Origin of the sequence: Micromonospora aurantiaca ATCC 27029 (assembly GCF_000145235.1) — a bacterium.
In the GTDB taxonomy this organism is placed as follows: Bacteria; Actinomycetota; Actinomycetes; order Mycobacteriales; family Micromonosporaceae; genus Micromonospora; species Micromonospora aurantiaca.
Genome location: NC_014391.1, coordinates 4,935,447 through 4,950,752, shown reverse-complemented (window position 1 = coordinate 4,950,752; position 15,306 = coordinate 4,935,447). Strand labels below are relative to the sequence as shown.

The 15,306-nt window shown below is 73.7% G+C and carries 14 protein-coding genes; 8 read left to right on the top strand and 6 right to left on the bottom strand.

The window, feature by feature from the left end; translation table 11 throughout:
* The first annotated feature begins 8 nt into the window (after nt 1-8).
* Together MICAU_RS21755 and MICAU_RS21750 are read left to right on the top strand one after the other, a co-directional pair.
* Nucleotides 9-377 carry a VOC family protein gene (locus tag MICAU_RS21755; protein ID WP_013287498.1) on the top strand — a complete coding sequence of 123 codons (369 nt, stop codon included), beginning with the start codon at nt 9-11 and terminating at the stop codon, nt 375-377.
* Between the two features lie 85 nt (nt 378-462).
* A complete protein-coding gene (locus tag MICAU_RS21750) occupies nt 463-1,362 on the top strand; it encodes a DUF5753 domain-containing protein (RefSeq protein ID WP_013287497.1) in 900 nt (299 codons plus the stop codon).
* 108 nt (nt 1,363-1,470) lie between these two features.
* Here MICAU_RS21750 and MICAU_RS21745 read toward each other — a convergent pair whose 3' ends face one another.
* Entirely contained in the window at nt 1,471-1,764 is a 294-nt protein-coding gene (locus tag MICAU_RS21745; RefSeq protein ID WP_013287496.1) for an antibiotic biosynthesis monooxygenase family protein, read from the bottom strand.
* Nucleotides 1,765-2,154: 390 nt separating this feature from the next.
* On the opposite strand from MICAU_RS21745, the gene MICAU_RS21740 reads away from it, so the two are divergent.
* On the top strand, nt 2,155-3,153 hold the full coding sequence (locus MICAU_RS21740) for a TerC family protein (RefSeq protein ID WP_013287495.1): 999 nt from the start codon (nt 2,155-2,157) through the stop codon (nt 3,151-3,153).
* A gap of 59 nt (nt 3,154-3,212) precedes the next feature.
* Here the strand turns inward: MICAU_RS21740 and MICAU_RS21735 are convergent, their stop codons facing one another.
* Entirely contained in the window at nt 3,213-4,253 is a 1,041-nt protein-coding gene (locus tag MICAU_RS21735; protein WP_013287494.1) for a C40 family peptidase, read from the bottom strand.
* A gap of 57 nt (nt 4,254-4,310) precedes the next feature.
* Entirely contained in the window at nt 4,311-5,408 is a 1,098-nt protein-coding gene (locus MICAU_RS21730) for a mandelate racemase/muconate lactonizing enzyme family protein (protein ID WP_013287493.1), read from the bottom strand.
* 44 nt (nt 5,409-5,452) lie between these two features.
* Between MICAU_RS21730 and MICAU_RS21725 the strand changes: the two genes are divergently transcribed.
* Entirely contained in the window at nt 5,453-6,250 is a 798-nt protein-coding gene (locus tag MICAU_RS21725) for a tyrosine-protein phosphatase (protein ID WP_013287492.1), read from the top strand.
* A gap of 5 nt (nt 6,251-6,255) precedes the next feature.
* On the opposite strand, the gene MICAU_RS21720 is transcribed toward MICAU_RS21725, so the two are convergent.
* On the bottom strand, nt 6,256-7,122 hold the full coding sequence (locus MICAU_RS21720; protein WP_013287491.1) for a serine hydrolase: 867 nt from the start codon (nt 7,120-7,122) through the stop codon (nt 6,256-6,258).
* A gap of 73 nt (nt 7,123-7,195) precedes the next feature.
* On the opposite strand from MICAU_RS21720, the gene MICAU_RS21715 reads away from it, so the two are divergent.
* Nucleotides 7,196-7,861 carry a class I SAM-dependent methyltransferase gene (locus MICAU_RS21715; RefSeq protein ID WP_013287490.1) on the top strand — a complete coding sequence of 222 codons (666 nt, stop codon included), beginning with the start codon at nt 7,196-7,198 and terminating at the stop codon, nt 7,859-7,861.
* A 232-nt stretch (nt 7,862-8,093) separates the two neighbouring features.
* On the opposite strand, the gene typA is transcribed toward MICAU_RS21715, so the two are convergent.
* Complete coding sequence (gene typA, locus MICAU_RS21710; RefSeq protein ID WP_013287489.1) at nt 8,094-9,962, bottom strand: translational GTPase TypA; 1,869 nt, start codon at nt 9,960-9,962, stop codon at nt 8,094-8,096.
* A 131-nt stretch (nt 9,963-10,093) separates the two neighbouring features.
* Between typA and MICAU_RS21705 the strand changes: the two genes are divergently transcribed.
* Nucleotides 10,094-11,566, top strand: coding sequence for a DedA family protein (locus MICAU_RS21705; protein ID WP_013287488.1), 1,473 nt, complete (start codon nt 10,094-10,096; stop codon nt 11,564-11,566).
* A gap of 32 nt (nt 11,567-11,598) precedes the next feature.
* The gene (locus MICAU_RS21700) at nt 11,599-12,468 is read left to right on the top strand and encodes a lytic transglycosylase domain-containing protein (protein WP_013287487.1); all 870 of its coding nucleotides are present in this window, start codon (nt 11,599-11,601) and stop codon (nt 12,466-12,468) included.
* A 54-nt stretch (nt 12,469-12,522) separates the two neighbouring features.
* On the opposite strand, the gene MICAU_RS21695 is transcribed toward MICAU_RS21700, so the two are convergent.
* Nucleotides 12,523-14,649: an MMPL family transporter gene (locus MICAU_RS21695; protein WP_013287486.1), complete on the bottom strand. Its 2,127-nt coding sequence runs from the start codon at nt 14,647-14,649 to the stop codon at nt 12,523-12,525.
* A gap of 136 nt (nt 14,650-14,785) precedes the next feature.
* On the opposite strand from MICAU_RS21695, the gene MICAU_RS21690 reads away from it, so the two are divergent.
* Nucleotides 14,786-15,304, top strand: a complete 519-nt coding sequence (locus MICAU_RS21690) for a MarR family winged helix-turn-helix transcriptional regulator (RefSeq protein WP_030274141.1) — start codon at nt 14,786-14,788, stop codon at nt 15,302-15,304.
* Nucleotides 15,305-15,306: the final 2 nt, after the last annotated feature.

Genomic DNA, 15,306 nt, shown 5'->3' with positions numbered 1-15,306 from the left:
TGACGTTCATGCGAAGCATCTATCCGGTCCTGCGGTATCCCGACGTGCGAGCCGCCGCCGACTTCCTCTGTTCCGCGTTCGGCTTCACGGTGCGCGAGGCCCACGAACTCCCCGACGGCACGATCGGCCACGCCGAGCTGGCGTACGGCGACGACCTGGTGATGCTCGGCCCAGGCCCGGCGCCGCGGTCCCGGCCCGCCGACGACGACTACCGCGTCTACGTGGCGCTCGACGACGTGGACGCGCATCACGAGCGGGCCCGGGCGGCCGGGGCGGAGATCGTCCGGGCGCCGTTCGACACCGACTACGGCTCCCGTGACTACGCCGCCCGCGACCTGGCCGGGCTGGTGTGGTCGTTCGGCACCTACCGCCCCTGAGCGCTCAGCCCGTACGGTTGCGCTGTGTGGGCGAGGTATTGCCGAGCGTGACGGTGATGCGTACGCTCCCTCCCGGGAGGCGTGCATGCCGTTGTCAGCAAGTCCTGTGGTCCGGAGGGCGAGGCTCGGCGTGGAGCTGCGCCGGCTGCGTCGTCGCGAGTCGCTCACACTCGAACAGGTCTGCGCCCGGCTGGGCTGGGCGTCCACGTCGAAGCTGTCCCGCATCGAGCTGGGGCAGAGCCGGCCCGACCTGGCCGACGTGCTCGACCTGCTCGACGTCTACGAGGTGCCGTCACCGCAGCGCGACGAGCTGATCGTCATCGCCCGCGACGCCGCCACCGGCCGGGGCTGGTCGAAGGCGCTCGGCGAGATGGGGGAGCGCCAGCGGGCGTACGCCGAGCTGGAGGCGGGCGCGGAGCGCATCGTGGAGTACCAGTGCGTGCTCGTGCCCGGCCTGCTCCAGACCCCGGCGTACGCCCGCCTGTGCGTGTCGGCCGGTGCGGCACTCGGCGGGGAGGTGGACGTGGAGGCCGACGTGCGCGCCCGGGTGGCACGCCAGGAACTGCTGATCCGGCCGGACCCGCCGCACTACACCGCACTGTTGGACGAGCGTGTCTGCGACCCGGACGGCCTGCCCGCGGACGTGTGGCGCGACCAGATGCGGCATCTGCTCGCGCTCGGCGAACGGTCACGCGTCACCGTCCGGGTGCTGCGTTCCGCGGCGTCGAGCGGCGGCGGGCCGCACCCGCTGGCGCCGTTCTCGTACTACGCCTACCCGGATCCGGAGGACCCGCGCACGGTGCTGGTGGAGACGCTCACCACCGACCTGCGGCTGGTCGCCGAGGCGGATGTGGCCCACTACGAGCGGGTCATCGAGCGGCTGCTGGCGGCGGCGCTGCCGGCGGACGCCTCCGCCGAGCTGGTGGCCCGGCGGCTCGGTGCGGCGCCGGTGCCCCGGCCGCGCGATCCGCACGAGCTGGAGTGAGCCGCACGGCCCGCCGCCGGTGAGGCGCGACCACCGGGCCCGGCGCCCCCGATGCCCGTCGGGACCGGTGGCCGCGCAGCGCGCAGGCTACGGCAGGGGTACGACAGTTCAGGCCGGAACGTCGATGAAGTGCTCGACCAGCGGCGGGCCGGCGAAGTGCGGGCCGATCAGCCCGCGCCACTGCGCGAACCGCTCGGTCTGGCGGAAGTTCACGTCGTGCGCCTCCACCGAGTCCCACTCGACGAGCAGCACGAACCGGGTGGGCGACTCCACGCCCCGGGTCATCCGCACGGAGCGGCAGCCTTCGGCGCCGGCGAGGATCGGCCGCGCCTGCGCGTAGGCGGCGGCGAACTCGTCCTCGTGTCCGGGCGTGACATCGATCAGCGCGACCTCAAGAACCATGCAGGCAGCCTGCCATGCCGGCCCGCCGCCGGTACGTCCCGGGTGACGTCCCGGCGCGCCGCCCACGAGGGATGGCTAGCCTCCTAGGACGCGCCGCGCGACGTGAGCCGCAGCACGTCGAGAGATCGACGGGTGGCCCGGAGATGCGCCACCTGGGTGCGATGGTGAACAATGGCGGCCGAGGAGGGGAGTATTCCCCCGCGACGGAGTCGTCAGCACGGAAGAGCGCCGGCACCCCCGGTGGCCCGACCCGGCTCCGTCGGTCGGAACCCGGCACCCGGGCTCCGGCGGAAGAGACCTCCGACAGTCACCCCTGTCAGCGTCGACGCACCCCGGCACCACACCCGGCGTACGGTGTGCCCGACGCAGCGTGTCTGCCGGAGGATGGATTTGAACGTGTCCGCATTGGTGTGGGCGGTAACGCTGATCGCGATGATCGCGGTCCTGCTCGCCGACCTGTTCATCATCGGCCGGCGGCCGCACGAGCCGAGCGTCCGCGAGTCCAGCCTGTGGGTGGGCTTCTACGTCGGCCTGGCCCTGCTCTTCGGCGTGGTGCTCTGGCTGACCGCGGGTGGCCGCGTCGCAGGCGAGTTCTACACGGGCTGGCTCACCGAGTACAGCCTCTCGGTGGACAACCTCTTCGTCTTCGTGATCATCATGGCCCGGTTCGGGGTGCCCCGGCAGTACCAGCAGAAGGTGCTGCTCGTCGGCATCATCCTGGCGCTGATCATGCGTGGTGGTTTCATCGCGGCCGGCGCGGCGCTGATCTCCCAGTTCTCCTGGGTGTTCTACATCTTCGGCGCGTTCCTCATCTACACCGCGGTGAACCTGGCCCGGCAGGGCGAGCCGGACGAGGACGAGTTCAGCGAGAACCTGCTGATCCGGTGGAGCCGCAAGGCGCTCCCGCTGTCCCGGGACTACGACGGGGCGCGGATGACCACCCACGAGCACGGGCGGCGCCTGTTCACCCCGATGCTGATCGTGATGATCGCGATCGGCACCACCGACCTGATCTTCGCGCTGGACTCGATCCCGGCGATCTTCGGCATCACCCAGGAGCCGTACCTGGTCTTCACCGCCAACGTGTTCGCGCTGATGGGACTGCGGCAGCTCTACTTCCTGCTCGGCGGCCTGCTGGACCGGCTCATCTACCTCAGCTACGGCCTGGCGGTGGTGCTCGGCTTCATCGGCGTGAAGCTGGTGCTGGAGGCGCTGGCCGAGAACAACCTGCCGTTCATCAACGGCGGCGAGCACGTGGCGTGGGCCCCGCACATCCCGATCTGGCTCTCGCTCACTGTCATCCTCGGCACCCTGGCCGTGGCCACCGCTGCCAGCCTGGCGAAGTCGTCCCGGGACCGGCGCCGGGAACTGGCCCAGGCCCGCCGCTGACCCACCCGTACCGTAGGGGCGCTCCCATCCCCGGGGGGCGCCCCGCGGCGTGTCAGGGGTCAGACGCGGTAGGCGCCGACGAGGGTGGCGGTCCGGTCGGCCGGCAGCTCCTCCTCGACCACCCGGCGGGTCAGGTAGCAGGCGTGCAGCATCCGCCGCCGGCCGCCGCGCGGCTCTGCCGACACGATCCCGACGTGGTGGATGCGCCGGCCGGGCCGGGCGAAGAAGTAGAGGTCGCCGGGGCGTTCGGCGTCCAGCGGCACCCGCGAGGTCGCCGCCGCCTGGTCGTCGGCGTCGCGCGGCAGCGTGATCCCGTACCGCCGCCAGGCCAGGTGCACCAGCCCGGAGCAGTCGATGCCGTCGGTGGACATGCCGCCCCAGACGTAGACCAGGTCACGCAGCCGTTCGGCGACCGCGAGCACCTGCTCGGCCTCGGGACGCTCGGCGGGCAGCGGCACCAGGTCGTCCTCCGTGGCCCAGAGCGGGTCGGCCCGCCCGGGTACGCGGACCGGGCGTCTGCCGTCCACCGGCGGGCCGGCCGGGGTGAGCCGGGTGCCGAGGACCACGCCGGTGAGCGCCGCGTCGCCGTCCGGCTCGGCGCGCAACGCGGTGTGGGCGACGTCGACAGTCAGCGGGGCGTCGGCGGCCGAGCCGGAACCGGCCGGACCAGGACCGGCCGGACCAGCACCGGCCGGTGCCGGTGCGGCCGAAGCGGGGCCGGACAGAGCGGGGCCGGCCGGGCCGACGTCGGTCGGATCAGGGGAGGACGGGTCGGCGTCGGCCGGATCGGCCAGGTGGGCGGCCCGCAGCCACCCCGGGTAGCCGTCGGCACCGAGCTTCGCCGCGGGCTGGCCCAGCGCCACCACCCGCACCCAGCCGTCCGGCCGGGTCTCGGTGACGCGCACCGGCTCGCCGAGCAGCAGCTGGGTCAGGACGCAGTCGCCGACGAGCTGGTCGCGGTCCATGCCCGCGATCCAGGCGGCCACGTCGGGGGAGCCGGCGAGGGCGGGGCAGTCGATCGGACGTACCGCCTCGGGCGCGGTCCAGAGGGTCGCCACCGGTACCCGTACGACGGCCCGGCGGCCGGGCTGAGGCGCCACGCGTACCCCTCTCTGCGGTGGTCGTCGGGGCGACCATATGAAAAATTCTGACGTTGCTCAAGCATGTGTCTGAATTTTAGCTTCACGCAGTCCGGTGACTCCCAGGCCCGGCGCGTCCGGCAGCAGCACGCTCGCGCCCTCGTACCGGATGCCGCCGCTGACCGGCGACCAGGCCAGCCACCAGGCGGCGTCGAGGTCCGACACGGCAGTGGTGCCGTAGGCGGCGACCAGGCTGGCCGCGGCGCCGACCCCCACCGGGCCCTCCATCATCGAGCCGACGATGGTGCCCATGCCGTGCGCGGCGGCCAGGTCGAGCAGCGTGCGGGCCGGTTGCAGGCCGCCGCACTTGGCCAGCTTCACGTTGACCATGTCGGCGGCCCGCCGCCGGATCACCTCGACCAGGTCGCGCACGTCGAAGACCGACTCGTCGGCCAGGATCGGCAGGTCCACCCGGTCGCTGACCCAGGCCAGCCCGTCCAGGTCGCGGCGGTGCACCGGCTGCTCGACCAGCTCCACGTCGAGCCCCGCGTCCTCGATCGCGCGGATCACCCGCACCGCCTCCCGGGGCGTCCAGCCCTGGTTGGCGTCCAGCCGGATCCGTACGTCCGGGCCGACCGCGGCGCGCACCGCGCGGACCCGGTCCAGGTCGCCGCGGGCGTCCGTGCCGACCTTGAGCTTGAGCACCGTGAACCCCTCGGCGCCGCGCCGCGCCGCCGTCGCGGCCAGGTCGACCGCGTCACCGGCGGCCAGCGTGACGTCGGTCGGCACGCGCAGCGCCGTGCCACCGAGCAGACGCACCAGGGGTACGCCGAGCCGCCGCGCGGCCAGGTCGTGCAGCGCCACGTCGAGCGCCGCCTTCGCCGACTCGTTGCCCACCACGGCGCGGTGCACCAGGGCACAGGCGGCCTGGAGGTCGTCGGCGTCGCGGCCGATCAGCAGCGGCGCGAGCAGTTCGCGTACGCACGCCTCGGCGCCCGCCACCGACGCGCCGGTGACCTGCCAGACCTGCGGCGCCTCCCCGAAGCCGGACCGGCCGTCGCCGTCGACCACCTCCACGACCAGGGTGTCCACGGTGGTGGTGCGGCGCAGCGCGGTGACGAACGGGGTGTGTAAGGGGGCCGACAGACGGTGGGTGCGTACCGCGGCGATCGTCATGTGGGGCACCCTATAGCCAACTGGCGGCGAGCAGGGGAGGGCCGATGGCCGGGCGGGAATGGGAGCTGGTGGGCGCGCCGAACGCGCGTGACCTGGGTGGACTGCCGACGACCGACGGGCGGCGGGTACGGGCGGGGCAGCTCATCCGCACGCCCGCGCTGGGCCGGCTCACCGACGAGGACCTGCCGGTGCTGGGCAAGCTGGGACCGGCGTGCGTGGTGGACCTGCGTGACGTCCACGAGCAGGCGGTGGCCCCGCCGGACCGGCTGGTCGGGGAGCCCCGCACCGTGCACCTGCCGGTCTACGACGCGGCACACCCGGTGTTCACGTACGTCTCGGCGGTGTTGCAGGGCCACGACCTGGACGCGTACGCGGCGCTGGCCCGCGAGGGCATGCCGGGGGCGATGACGGCGATCTACCGCTGGTTCGTCACCGGGGAGTCGGCGCGGGCCGGGTTCGGTGCGGCGGTGCGGCTGGCCGCCGAAGGCGCGAACCTGCCGCTGTTGTTCCACTGCTCGGCCGGCAAGGACCGCACCGGCTGGCTGTCGGTGGTGCTGCTGACCGCGCTGGGCGTGGAGGATGAGGCGATCCGCGCCGACTACCTGGTGCACAACGAGCTGACCGAGAGCCTGCGCGAGGTGCTGCTGTCCGCGATGATCCAGCGCCGGCCGGACCTGGACCCGGCGGTGGCCCGGCCGCTGCTGGAGGTGCGCCCGGAATACCTGGACGCCGCCTACGACGAGGTGCGCCGCGCGCACGGCTCGTTCGACGCGTACCTGCGGGACGGTCTGGGGGTGACCGACGCGGACCGCGCCGCGCTGCGCGAGCGGCTGCTGGAGTAGCCGGGTCAGCCGGCCAGGTCGTGCCGGGCGGCCCAGACCCGCTCGGAGACGTGCGCGATCAGCCGGCAGGCGTCGTCCTCGACCTCGTCGCCGTCCGCGCCGCCGTCGGCCAGGTCGGTGGTGGTGCAGACGACGATCGTGTACGGCGGCGCGTCGTCCGGGAACACCACTCCCGCGCCGTGGCGTACGCCGCGTACCCAGCCGTTCTTGTGCGCGATCCGGGTGCCGTCGGGCAGCCCGGCGGCCAGGTCCTCGCGGTGTTCCTGCGCGACGAGCACGTCGAGCATGGCGGCGCAGCCGGCCGGCGAGGCGAGCCGGCCGGGCCGGGTCGCGCCGAGCGCCAGCTCACCGAGCACGGCGGCCAGGTCGGCGGCGGTGACCAGGTTGTCGATGCCGGAGTCGCGGGCGGCGAAGTCCTCGATGCCGCGGCCGGTGACGCTGTGCCGCGCCCCGGCGAGCGCCCACGCCTGCGCCACCGCGGGCAGCCCCACCTGGCCGATGCAGATGTTCGTGGCGAGGTTGCTGGACCGGATGATCATCCGTTCGGCGAGCCAGCGCAGTGGCGCCTCGCCGCCGACGCGGTCCCAGACCGCCTCGTCGTTGTCGTAGTCGCGGTCGTTGGCGAACCGGGGCACGCCCGGCAGCGCGGAGTCGAACGAGTTGCGCACCGGCACCGGCGCGTCCAGGTCGAGCCGGCCGGCCTCGGCGGCGCGGAACAGCGCCACCAGCACGGCGAGCTTCATCGTGCTCGCCGCGTAGTGGGTGGCGTCGGCCCGCCGCGTCCACGTGGGCCGCGCGCCGGGGCGGCCCACGTACGCGGAGACGGTGCCGGGCACCCGGTCCAGGTGCGCGTCGAGGTCCTCCCAGATCATGTGCGCACCGTAGCCGATCTTCGGGGCGTACGCGGGGCAGCGGCGACCACGGGGGCGGGGCTAGCGTGCGGAGATGACGACCCCGCTGTACGACGACATCGCCGACTGGTACGAGGAGTACGCCAGCGAGACCTCGTCGGTCTACATGGACCGGGTCCGGTCGGTGCTGGCCGACCTGCTCGGTGACGGCCCGGGGCGGTGCGTGGACCTGTGCTGCGGCACCGGGGCGCACGCGGCCGAGCTGCGGCGTCTCGGGTGGACACCGGTGGGAGTGGACCTGTCCGGCGGGCAGCTACGCCACGCCCGCGCCCGGCTGCCGGTGGCCCGCGCCGACGCGACCGCGTTGCCGCTCGCCACCGGCGCCGTACCGGCGGTGGTCTGCGTGCTCGCGCACACCGACATGCCGGACTATCCGGCGGCGGTCGCCGAGGCGGCGCGGGTGCTGGCGCCCGGCGGCCGGCTGCTGCACGTCGGGGTGCACCCGTGCTTCGTGGGCGCGTTCGCCGACCGGTCCGAGCCGGAGCGGATCGTGATCGACGGCGGGTACGCCTCGCGGGACCGCACGGTCCGCTCGTGGAACGCGACCGGGGTGCGGGCGCGGGTGGGCGCGTGGCATCTGCCCCTGGCCGGCCTGCTGGACGCCGTGGCGGCCGCCGGCCTGCGGCTGACCCGGGTGGTCGAGTCCGGCTCCGGCCCGATCCCCGACGTCCTGGCCCTGGAGGCCACCAAACCCCACTGACCCCACCCCCACCCCCACCCTCGCCCTCGCCGCCTCGCGCCCACCCCGTCGATCATGAAGTTGGCGGCGGATTTGATCTCCTTGACTGCCGCCAACCTCATGATCGTCCGGCGGCGGGCAGCGGCGGGGCGGGCGGAGACGGGTGAGGGGAACGGTGGGGACGGTGGGGACGGGGGGAGCCCGGTCCGCCTAGGGCGGGCCGGGCTCCGGGTGGGGCTGGTGAGCTGGTGGATCAGCCGGCGTGCTTGCGGCGGGCGGCCATCCGGCCGCGCTGGGTCTGGTCCAGCACCACCTTGCGGATGCGCACCGCGGCCGGGGTGACCTCGACGCACTCGTCCTCGCGGCAGAACTCCAGCGCCTGCTCCAGGGACAGCTTGCGCGGCGGGATCAGCTTCTCGGTCTCGTCGGCCGTCGACGAGCGCATGTTGGTGAGCTTCTTCTCCTTGGTGATGTTGACGTCCATGTCGTCGGAGCGGGAGTTCTCGCCGACGATCATGCCCTCGTACACCTCGGTGCCCGGCTCGACGAAGAGCTGGCCGCGCTCCTGGAGGTTGGTCATCGCGAACGCGGTGACCGCCCCGGCCCGGTCGGCGACCAGCGACCCGTTGTTGCGGGTGCGCAGCTCGCCGAACCACGGCTCGTACGACTCGAAGACGTGGTGCAGGATGCCGGTGCCGCGGGTCTCGGTGAGGAACTCGGTCCGGAAGCCGATCAGGCCGCGCGCCGGGACCAGCCACTCCATCCGGATCCAGCCGGTGCCGTGGTTGACCAGCTGCTCCATCCGGCCCTTGCGGGTGGCCAGGAGCTGGGTGATCGCACCCAGGTACTCCTCCGGGGAGTCGATGGTCAGCCGCTCGACCGGCTCGCAGGTCTTGCCGTCGATCTCCTTGGTGACGACCTGCGGCTTGCCGACGGTCAGCTCGAAGGACTCGCGGCGCATCTGCTCGACCAGGATCGCCAGGGCCAGCTCGCCGCGGCCCTGCACCTCCCAGGCGTCCGGCCGCTCGGTGGGCAGCACCCGCAGCGACACGTTGCCGATCAGCTCCTTGTCGAGCCGGTCCTTGACCATCCGGGCGGTGACCTTGGCGCCCTTGACCCGGCCGACGAGCGGCGAGGTGTTGGTGCCGATGGTCATCGAGATGGCCGGCTCGTCCACGGTGATCAGCGGCAGCGGCACCGGGTTCTCGGCGTCGGCGAGCGTCTCCCCGATCATGATCTCCGGGATGCCGGCGACGGCGATGATGTCGCCCGGCCCGGCGGACTCGGCCGGCTTGCGCTCCAGGCCCTCGGTCATCAGCAGCTCGGAGATGCGTACCCGCTGGGTGCTGCCGTCGGTGCGGCACCAGGCCACGGTCTGGCCCTTGCTGATCGTGCCCTGGCGGACCCGGCACAGCGCGAGCCGGCCCAGGAACGGCGAGGCGTCGAGGTTGGTGACGTGCGCCTGCAGCGGCGCGCCCTCGTCGTACGCGGGCGCGGGGATGGTGTCCAGCAGGGTGCGGAACAGCGGCTCCAGGCTGCTGCTGTCGTCCGGGACCGCGCCGTCGGCGGGCTGGGTCAGCGAGGCGATGCCGTCGCGGGCGCAGGCGTAGACGATCGGGAAGTCGATCTGCTCCTCGTCGGCGTCCAGGTCGAGGAACAGCTCGTAGGTGTCGTCCACGACCTCCTTGATCCGGGCGTCCGGACGGTCCACCTTGTTGATCACCAGGATGATCGGCAGCCGGGCGCGCAGCGCCTTGCGGAGCACGAACCGGGTCTGCGGGAGCGGACCCTCGCTGGCGTCGACGAGCAGCACGACACCGTCGACCATGGTCAGGCCGCGCTCGACCTCGCCGCCGAAGTCGGCGTGACCGGGGGTGTCGATGATGTTGATGGTGACGGCCTCCGAGCCGTCCGCCGGCAGGTACCGCACGCCGGTGTTCTTGGCGAGGATGGTGATGCCCTTCTCGCGCTCGAGGTCCATCGAGTCCATGACCCGCTCGGTGGTCTCACCACGGGCGCCGTAGGCGCCGGCCTGCCGCAACATGGCGTCGACCAGGGTCGTCTTGCCGTGGTCGACGTGGGCGATGATGGCGACGTTGCGGAGGTCGGTGCGTAGCTGCATACCCTCCATACTCCTGTCTGCGGTTGCCGGGGCACGCCTCGGGGTCACCCCGAGACAACCCGGATCTGCGTCGAAAGTGCTGTGCCGACCGTTCCAGCGACTGGCATGCTGACACCCGTGCGGGGTGTCCGATGCCTGACCTGCTGAGCTGGCTGCAGGAGCTGCCGCCCCTGCTGATCTACGTGGCCGCCGCGGCGATCGTCGCGGCGGAGACCGCGGTGATCGTCGGGCTGCTGATGCCCGGCGAGGCGACCCTGCTTCTGGTCGGCTTCCTAGCGTACGCGGGGACGCTGCGCCTCGCGCCCGTGCTGGTGGCCATGACCGCCGCCGCCGTGATCGGAGACACACTCGCGTGGCGGGCGGGCCGCCGGTACGGCCCCCGTCTGCGCGCCTCGGGCGTGGGTGCCCGGATCGGCGCGCACCGGTGGCGGCGCGCCGACTCGCTGCTGGAGCGCCTCGGCGGCCGGGGCGTCCTCGCGGCCCGCTGGATCGCGTTCGCCCGCACCCTGGCGCCCCGGCTGGCCGGGTCGGCGGGGATGCCGTACCGGCGGTTCGCGCCGTGGAACCTCGCCGGGGTCGCGAGCTGGGTCGGCGCCTCGGTGCTGGCCGGCTACCTGGCCGGTGAGTCGTACGAGCGGGTGTCGAAGCTGCTCGGCCGGGCCACCGGCGCGGTGCTGGCCCTGCTGCTGTGCCTGCTCGCCGTGGTCCTCGCGGGCCGCTGGCTGGGGCGCAACCCGGACCCGGTACGCGCGCTCACGGCGCGGGCCGCCGCGTTGCCGCCGCTGCGCTGGGTGCGGGCCCGGTACGGGGTGCTGTTCTTCCTGGTCGCCATGCGGGTCGGCCCGGCCTGGACGCTGCTGATCAACCTGGCGCTGGGACTGGCGCTGCTGTTCGTCGCCGGGCTGGCCGTGGCGGTCCTGCTGGAGGCGGTCGTCGCGCACAGCGGGCTCGGGGTCCTCGACGGGCTGGTCGCCGACTGGTTCGCCGCCCGGCGTACCCCCGGGGTGGTCGACACGGCGCTGCTGGCGGTGTCGGTGCTGCGCGGCTGGGTGCTGATCGCCGCGGTCGCCCTGGTCGCCGCGGTGGTGGCGCGGCGGGGCCGGTCGTGGCGGGCCGACCCGCTCGGCGTGCTGGGCACTGTCGGCGCCGCCGTGCCGCTGGTGCTGCTCGTCGTCGTCGCGGACCTGACCGGCCCGGGTGGCCCGGACCGCCCCGGTGACCTGTTCCCGACCCAGAACGCGGTGGTGACCGCGAGTTTCGGCACGCTCGCCTGGCTGCTGTCGCGGGGGGCCCGCTGGCCGGTGGGCGCGGCGGTGTGGACGGCCGCGTCGGCGGGGGTGGTCACTGTCACCGGCGCGCGGCTCTACCTGGGCTTCAGTACGGCGAGCGGCACCGTCACGGCGGTGCTGCTGGGCCTCGCGTGGACGACCGTCTTCGTGGTGGCGTGGGCGACCCGGGACCGGCTGGCCGACCGGGACGAGCGACCGGCCGGCGCGGACCGCGGCGAACGGCCGGCCGACGCGGTGGCGGGGGAGTCGCCGCCCCGGCCCCGGCGCCGCCGGTCCGCGTCGCGGGTACCCCCCGGACCCGTCGATCCTTGCTAGGGTGCGCCGACGGGGGACTACGGGGAGGTCCGATGCGGCGAGGACTCGGCCGATGGGCCGTGACAGTGGTGGCGCTGCTCGCGGCGGCCACGCTGACGGCGTGCGGCGAGGAGGAACGGCCGGTCCGGGAGGTCGCTGCGGACCTGCCCACGGCGGCCCCGGCGGAGCAACCGCAGGAGGCGCCCGCCGACGCGCCGAGCGAGGAGCCACCGGCGGTCGCGGCGATGGGCGGCCGGCCCAGCCCGAGCGCGTCGGCGAAACCGAAGCCGCGGGCCAAGCCGTCGCGCACGACCACGGCGCCGCTGGCCCGGCCGAAGCCGCCGACCGAGACCCAGGTGCCACCGGCGCCGCCGAAGCCGGTGGACGACGGCTGCAAGCCGAGCTACCGGGGCACCAAGGCCAGCCAGAGTCAGGTGAAGGCGGCGCTCGCCGACGCGGCGGCGCGGACGTACTGGCCGACGTCGGCGCCGGACATCCGCATCCCGTCGGCGCTGCTGAAGGCCACCGCCTGGCAGGAGAGCGGGTGGCAGTCCAACATCATCGCCTGTGACGGCGGGGTCGGGCTGATGCAGGTCATGCCGGCCACGGCGGAGTGGATGAACCAGCGCTTCGGCCAGTCGTACGACATCGACGCCTACCGGGACAACGCCTATCTGGGCGGCACCTACCTGGCCTGGCTGACCAAGTACATCGGCGACATGTACTTCGAGTCCGACTACCGGCTCGACGCCTCGCTGTGCACCGCCGAGCTGAACTCCTGCCTGCTCAACGCCGTGATCGCTGCCTACAACTACGGGCACGGCGCGGTCGCGCGGGAGGATCAGCCGCTGACCATCCCCAACCCGCAGTACGTGCGCAACGTGCGGGCGCTGATGACCGAGTGCGAGTGCCTGAGCTTCTGAGCGACCGGACGGACGGGCGGGGGCCGGCGTACGCGCCGGCCCCCGCCCGTCTGGTCAGTCCCGCGCGGCGACCGGCTCGGCCGGCGTCGCGGCGGGCGCGTCGGCGTCCCGGGTGATCCGTCCGGGCCACCAGAACCGGTCGCCGAGCAGGAACGCCAGCGCCGGCACCAGGACGGTACGGACCAGCAGCGTGTCCAGCAGCACGCCGATGCAGACGATGATGCCGATCTGGGTGAGCGTGATCAGCGGCAGCACGCCGAGCACCGCGAACACCGCGGCCAGCAGGATGCCCGCGCTGGTGATCACGCCGCCGGTGACCCGCAGCGCCGACAGCATGCCGTCGCGGGTGCCGGTGCGGCGCGCGTCCTCCCGGGCCCGGGTGACCAGGAAGATGTTGTAGTCGACGCCGAGCGCCACCAGGAACACGAACGCGAGCAGCAGCACCCCGCTGTCCAGCGCCGGGAAGTCCAGCACGTGGTCGAAGAGCAACCAGGCCGCGCCGAGGCTGGCGAAGAACGAGCCGATGACTGTGAGCACCAGCAGCAGCGGCGCCAGGAGCCCGCGCAGCAGCAGCACCAGCACCGCGCCGACCAGCAGCAGGATGAGCGGCAGGATCAGCTGGAGGTCCTTGGTGTTGGCCTCGTTCGAGTCGTAGGTGGCCGCGACCGAGCCACCGACCAGGGCACCGTCGGGGGCGTCCGCGCCCTCCACGGCGGGCGGTGCCGAGTCCGGTACGGCGGACACGGCGTCGCGCAGCGCCACCACGGCCCGGTCGGAGGCGGCGCTGCCCGGCTCGGCGGTGAGCACCACGTCGATCTGGGCGACCCGGTCCCCGGCGGCGCCGGGCCGCGCCGAGGCGACCCCGTCGACGCCGCTCGCCGCGGCGAGGACCGCCTGGGCGGCCTGCGGGGTGGTGAGCACCGCGACCGGCTGGGTGCTGCCGGCCGGGAACGCCCGGGCGAGCGTCTCGGCTCCGGCGACCGCCTCGGGCTTCTCGCTGAACTGCTCGGTCTCGGACAGCCCGGTGCGGATGCCCAGGCCGCCGAGGGCGAGGCCGGCGAGCAGCAGGACTGCGAGCGCGGCGACCGGCAGCGGCCGGCGGACCACCAGCTCGCCGAGGCGGCCCCAGATCCGGCCCTCGCGGGCGGCACTGCCGACGCGGGGGACGAAGGGCCAGAACAGGCCCCGGCCGAACAGCAGCAGCGCGGCGGGGAGCACGAACAGGGCGGAGAGCATGGCGAGGATCACACCGGTGGCGCAGGCCAGGGCGAGCGCCCGGTTGGTCTCCTGCTCGGACAGCAGCAGCGTGAGCACGCCGAGGACGACGGTGCTGCCGCTGGCCAGGATCGGCTCGGCGGTGCGGCGCAGCGCCGACCGCATGGCGGCGAACCGGTCCTCCTCGCGGCGCAGTTCCTCCCGGTAGCGGGCGATGAGCAGCAGCGCGTAGTTGGTGGCGGCGCCGAACACCAGCACGCTGGCGATGCCGGTGACCTGCCCGCTGGGCAGGTAGATGCCGAAGGCGGGGACGAGGGACTCCACCACGCGCAGCGTGATCTGCTCGGTGGCGCCCACCACCAGCAGCGGTACCAGCCACAGGAACGGGCTGCGGTAGGTGACGAGCAGCAGCACCGCCACCACGGCGGCGGTGACCAGCAGCAGGGTGGTGTCCGCGCCCTGGAACACCTTGCCCAGGTCGGCGGTGAACGCGGGCCCGCCGGTGACCTCGACGGTCAGCTCGCCGGGCAGGTCACCGACGGCCTCGCGGAGCTTCTCCACCTCGTCGACCACCGCCGACGGGCCGCCCTCGGTGGACAGCGGCACCGCGACCAGCGCCACAGTGCCGTCCGGGGAGACCTGGGCGGGGGAGACCCGCCCGCCGGCGGCGAGCGAGCTCAACTCGCCGCCGAGGCCGTCGAGCACGCTGCGGTCGGCCCCGCTCAACGGGGCCCGGTCGGCGCGGCTGACCACCACCAGGGCGGTCTGGGCGTCCTTGGAGGGCAACTGCTCCTGGAGCCGCTCGACCTGCGTCGACTGCCACTCCACGGACAGGCCGGTGTCGGAGACGGGCGCCGGATTGTCCGGCTTCGGTAGCCCGAAGGCGACCACGCCGACGACGAGTGCGGCGGCCAGCGTGAGCCAGGCGGCCAGCCGGCCCCGGACGACGCGGGTGAACAGAGACATCTGATGCCCTCACATATTGGTCGCGGGGGATTCTCTCTTAACGAGTATCTTGATGAGCGAGATTATCCGCGGTGGTTCTATGCTGCAACCGGAACTGTTCGACAGGGGGTGGCGGCAAGCGGTGGCGGCGCACAGGATGTACCGGCGACGTGACGACCCACGCGGGCGCATGGTGGCCGACATCACCAACGACCTGCGTCGTTACTCGGTCGACGCGCAGCACATCGGGCACGCGTTCGCCGGGCTGCACGGACTCAACGCCACCGACCTGTACGCCCTGATCGCGGTCATGGAGGCCGAGCTGGTGGGCGACCCGATCACCCCCGGCCGGCTCGGCGAGGCGCTCAACCTCTCCTCCGGCTCGGTGACCGCGCTGGTCGACCGGCTGGAGCGCGGCGGCCACATCCGGCGCGACCGGGACACCGCCGACCGTCGCAAGATCCTCCTGCACTACGCCGACCGCGGCGCGACGCTGGCGCAGAGCTTCTTCGGGCCGCTGGGTCGCCGTACCGACGAGGTGATGGACCGCTTCAGCGACGACGAGCTGGCCGTGGTGCACCGGTTCATGGCCGAGATGGTGCACTCCATGCGTACCCACCGGGACGAGATCCGCGCCGCTCCCCGTCGCGGCGACGCCTCCGGCCCGGCCGACTGATC

Bases quoted from the DNA above. Each gene is read 5' to 3' on its own strand.
- MICAU_RS21745 (WP_013287496.1), bottom strand. From the start codon at position 1,764: ATGGTTCTTGAGGTCGCGCTGATCGATGTCACGCCCGGACACGAGGAC.
- MICAU_RS21730 (WP_013287493.1), bottom strand. From the start codon at position 5,408: ATGACGATCGCCGCGGTACGCACCCACCGTCTGTCGGCCCCCTTACAC.
- MICAU_RS21700 (WP_013287487.1), top strand. From the start codon at position 11,599: ATGCGGCGAGGACTCGGCCGATGGGCCGTGACAGTGGTGGCGCTGCTC.
- MICAU_RS21720 (WP_013287491.1), bottom strand. From the start codon at position 7,122: ATGATCTGGGAGGACCTCGACGCGCACCTGGACCGGGTGCCCGGCACC.
- MICAU_RS21695 (WP_013287486.1), bottom strand. From the start codon at position 14,649: ATGTCTCTGTTCACCCGCGTCGTCCGGGGCCGGCTGGCCGCCTGGCTC.
- MICAU_RS21715 (WP_013287490.1), top strand. From the start codon at position 7,196: ATGACGACCCCGCTGTACGACGACATCGCCGACTGGTACGAGGAGTAC.
- MICAU_RS21755 (WP_013287498.1), top strand. From the start codon at position 9: ATGCGAAGCATCTATCCGGTCCTGCGGTATCCCGACGTGCGAGCCGCC.
- MICAU_RS21690 (WP_030274141.1), top strand. From the start codon at position 14,786: ATGTACCGGCGACGTGACGACCCACGCGGGCGCATGGTGGCCGACATC.
- MICAU_RS21750 (WP_013287497.1), top strand. From the start codon at position 463: ATGCCGTTGTCAGCAAGTCCTGTGGTCCGGAGGGCGAGGCTCGGCGTG.
- MICAU_RS21725 (WP_013287492.1), top strand. From the start codon at position 5,453: ATGGCCGGGCGGGAATGGGAGCTGGTGGGCGCGCCGAACGCGCGTGAC.
- MICAU_RS21705 (WP_013287488.1), top strand. From the start codon at position 10,094: ATGCCTGACCTGCTGAGCTGGCTGCAGGAGCTGCCGCCCCTGCTGATC.
- typA (WP_013287489.1), bottom strand. From the start codon at position 9,962: ATGCAGCTACGCACCGACCTCCGCAACGTCGCCATCATCGCCCACGTC.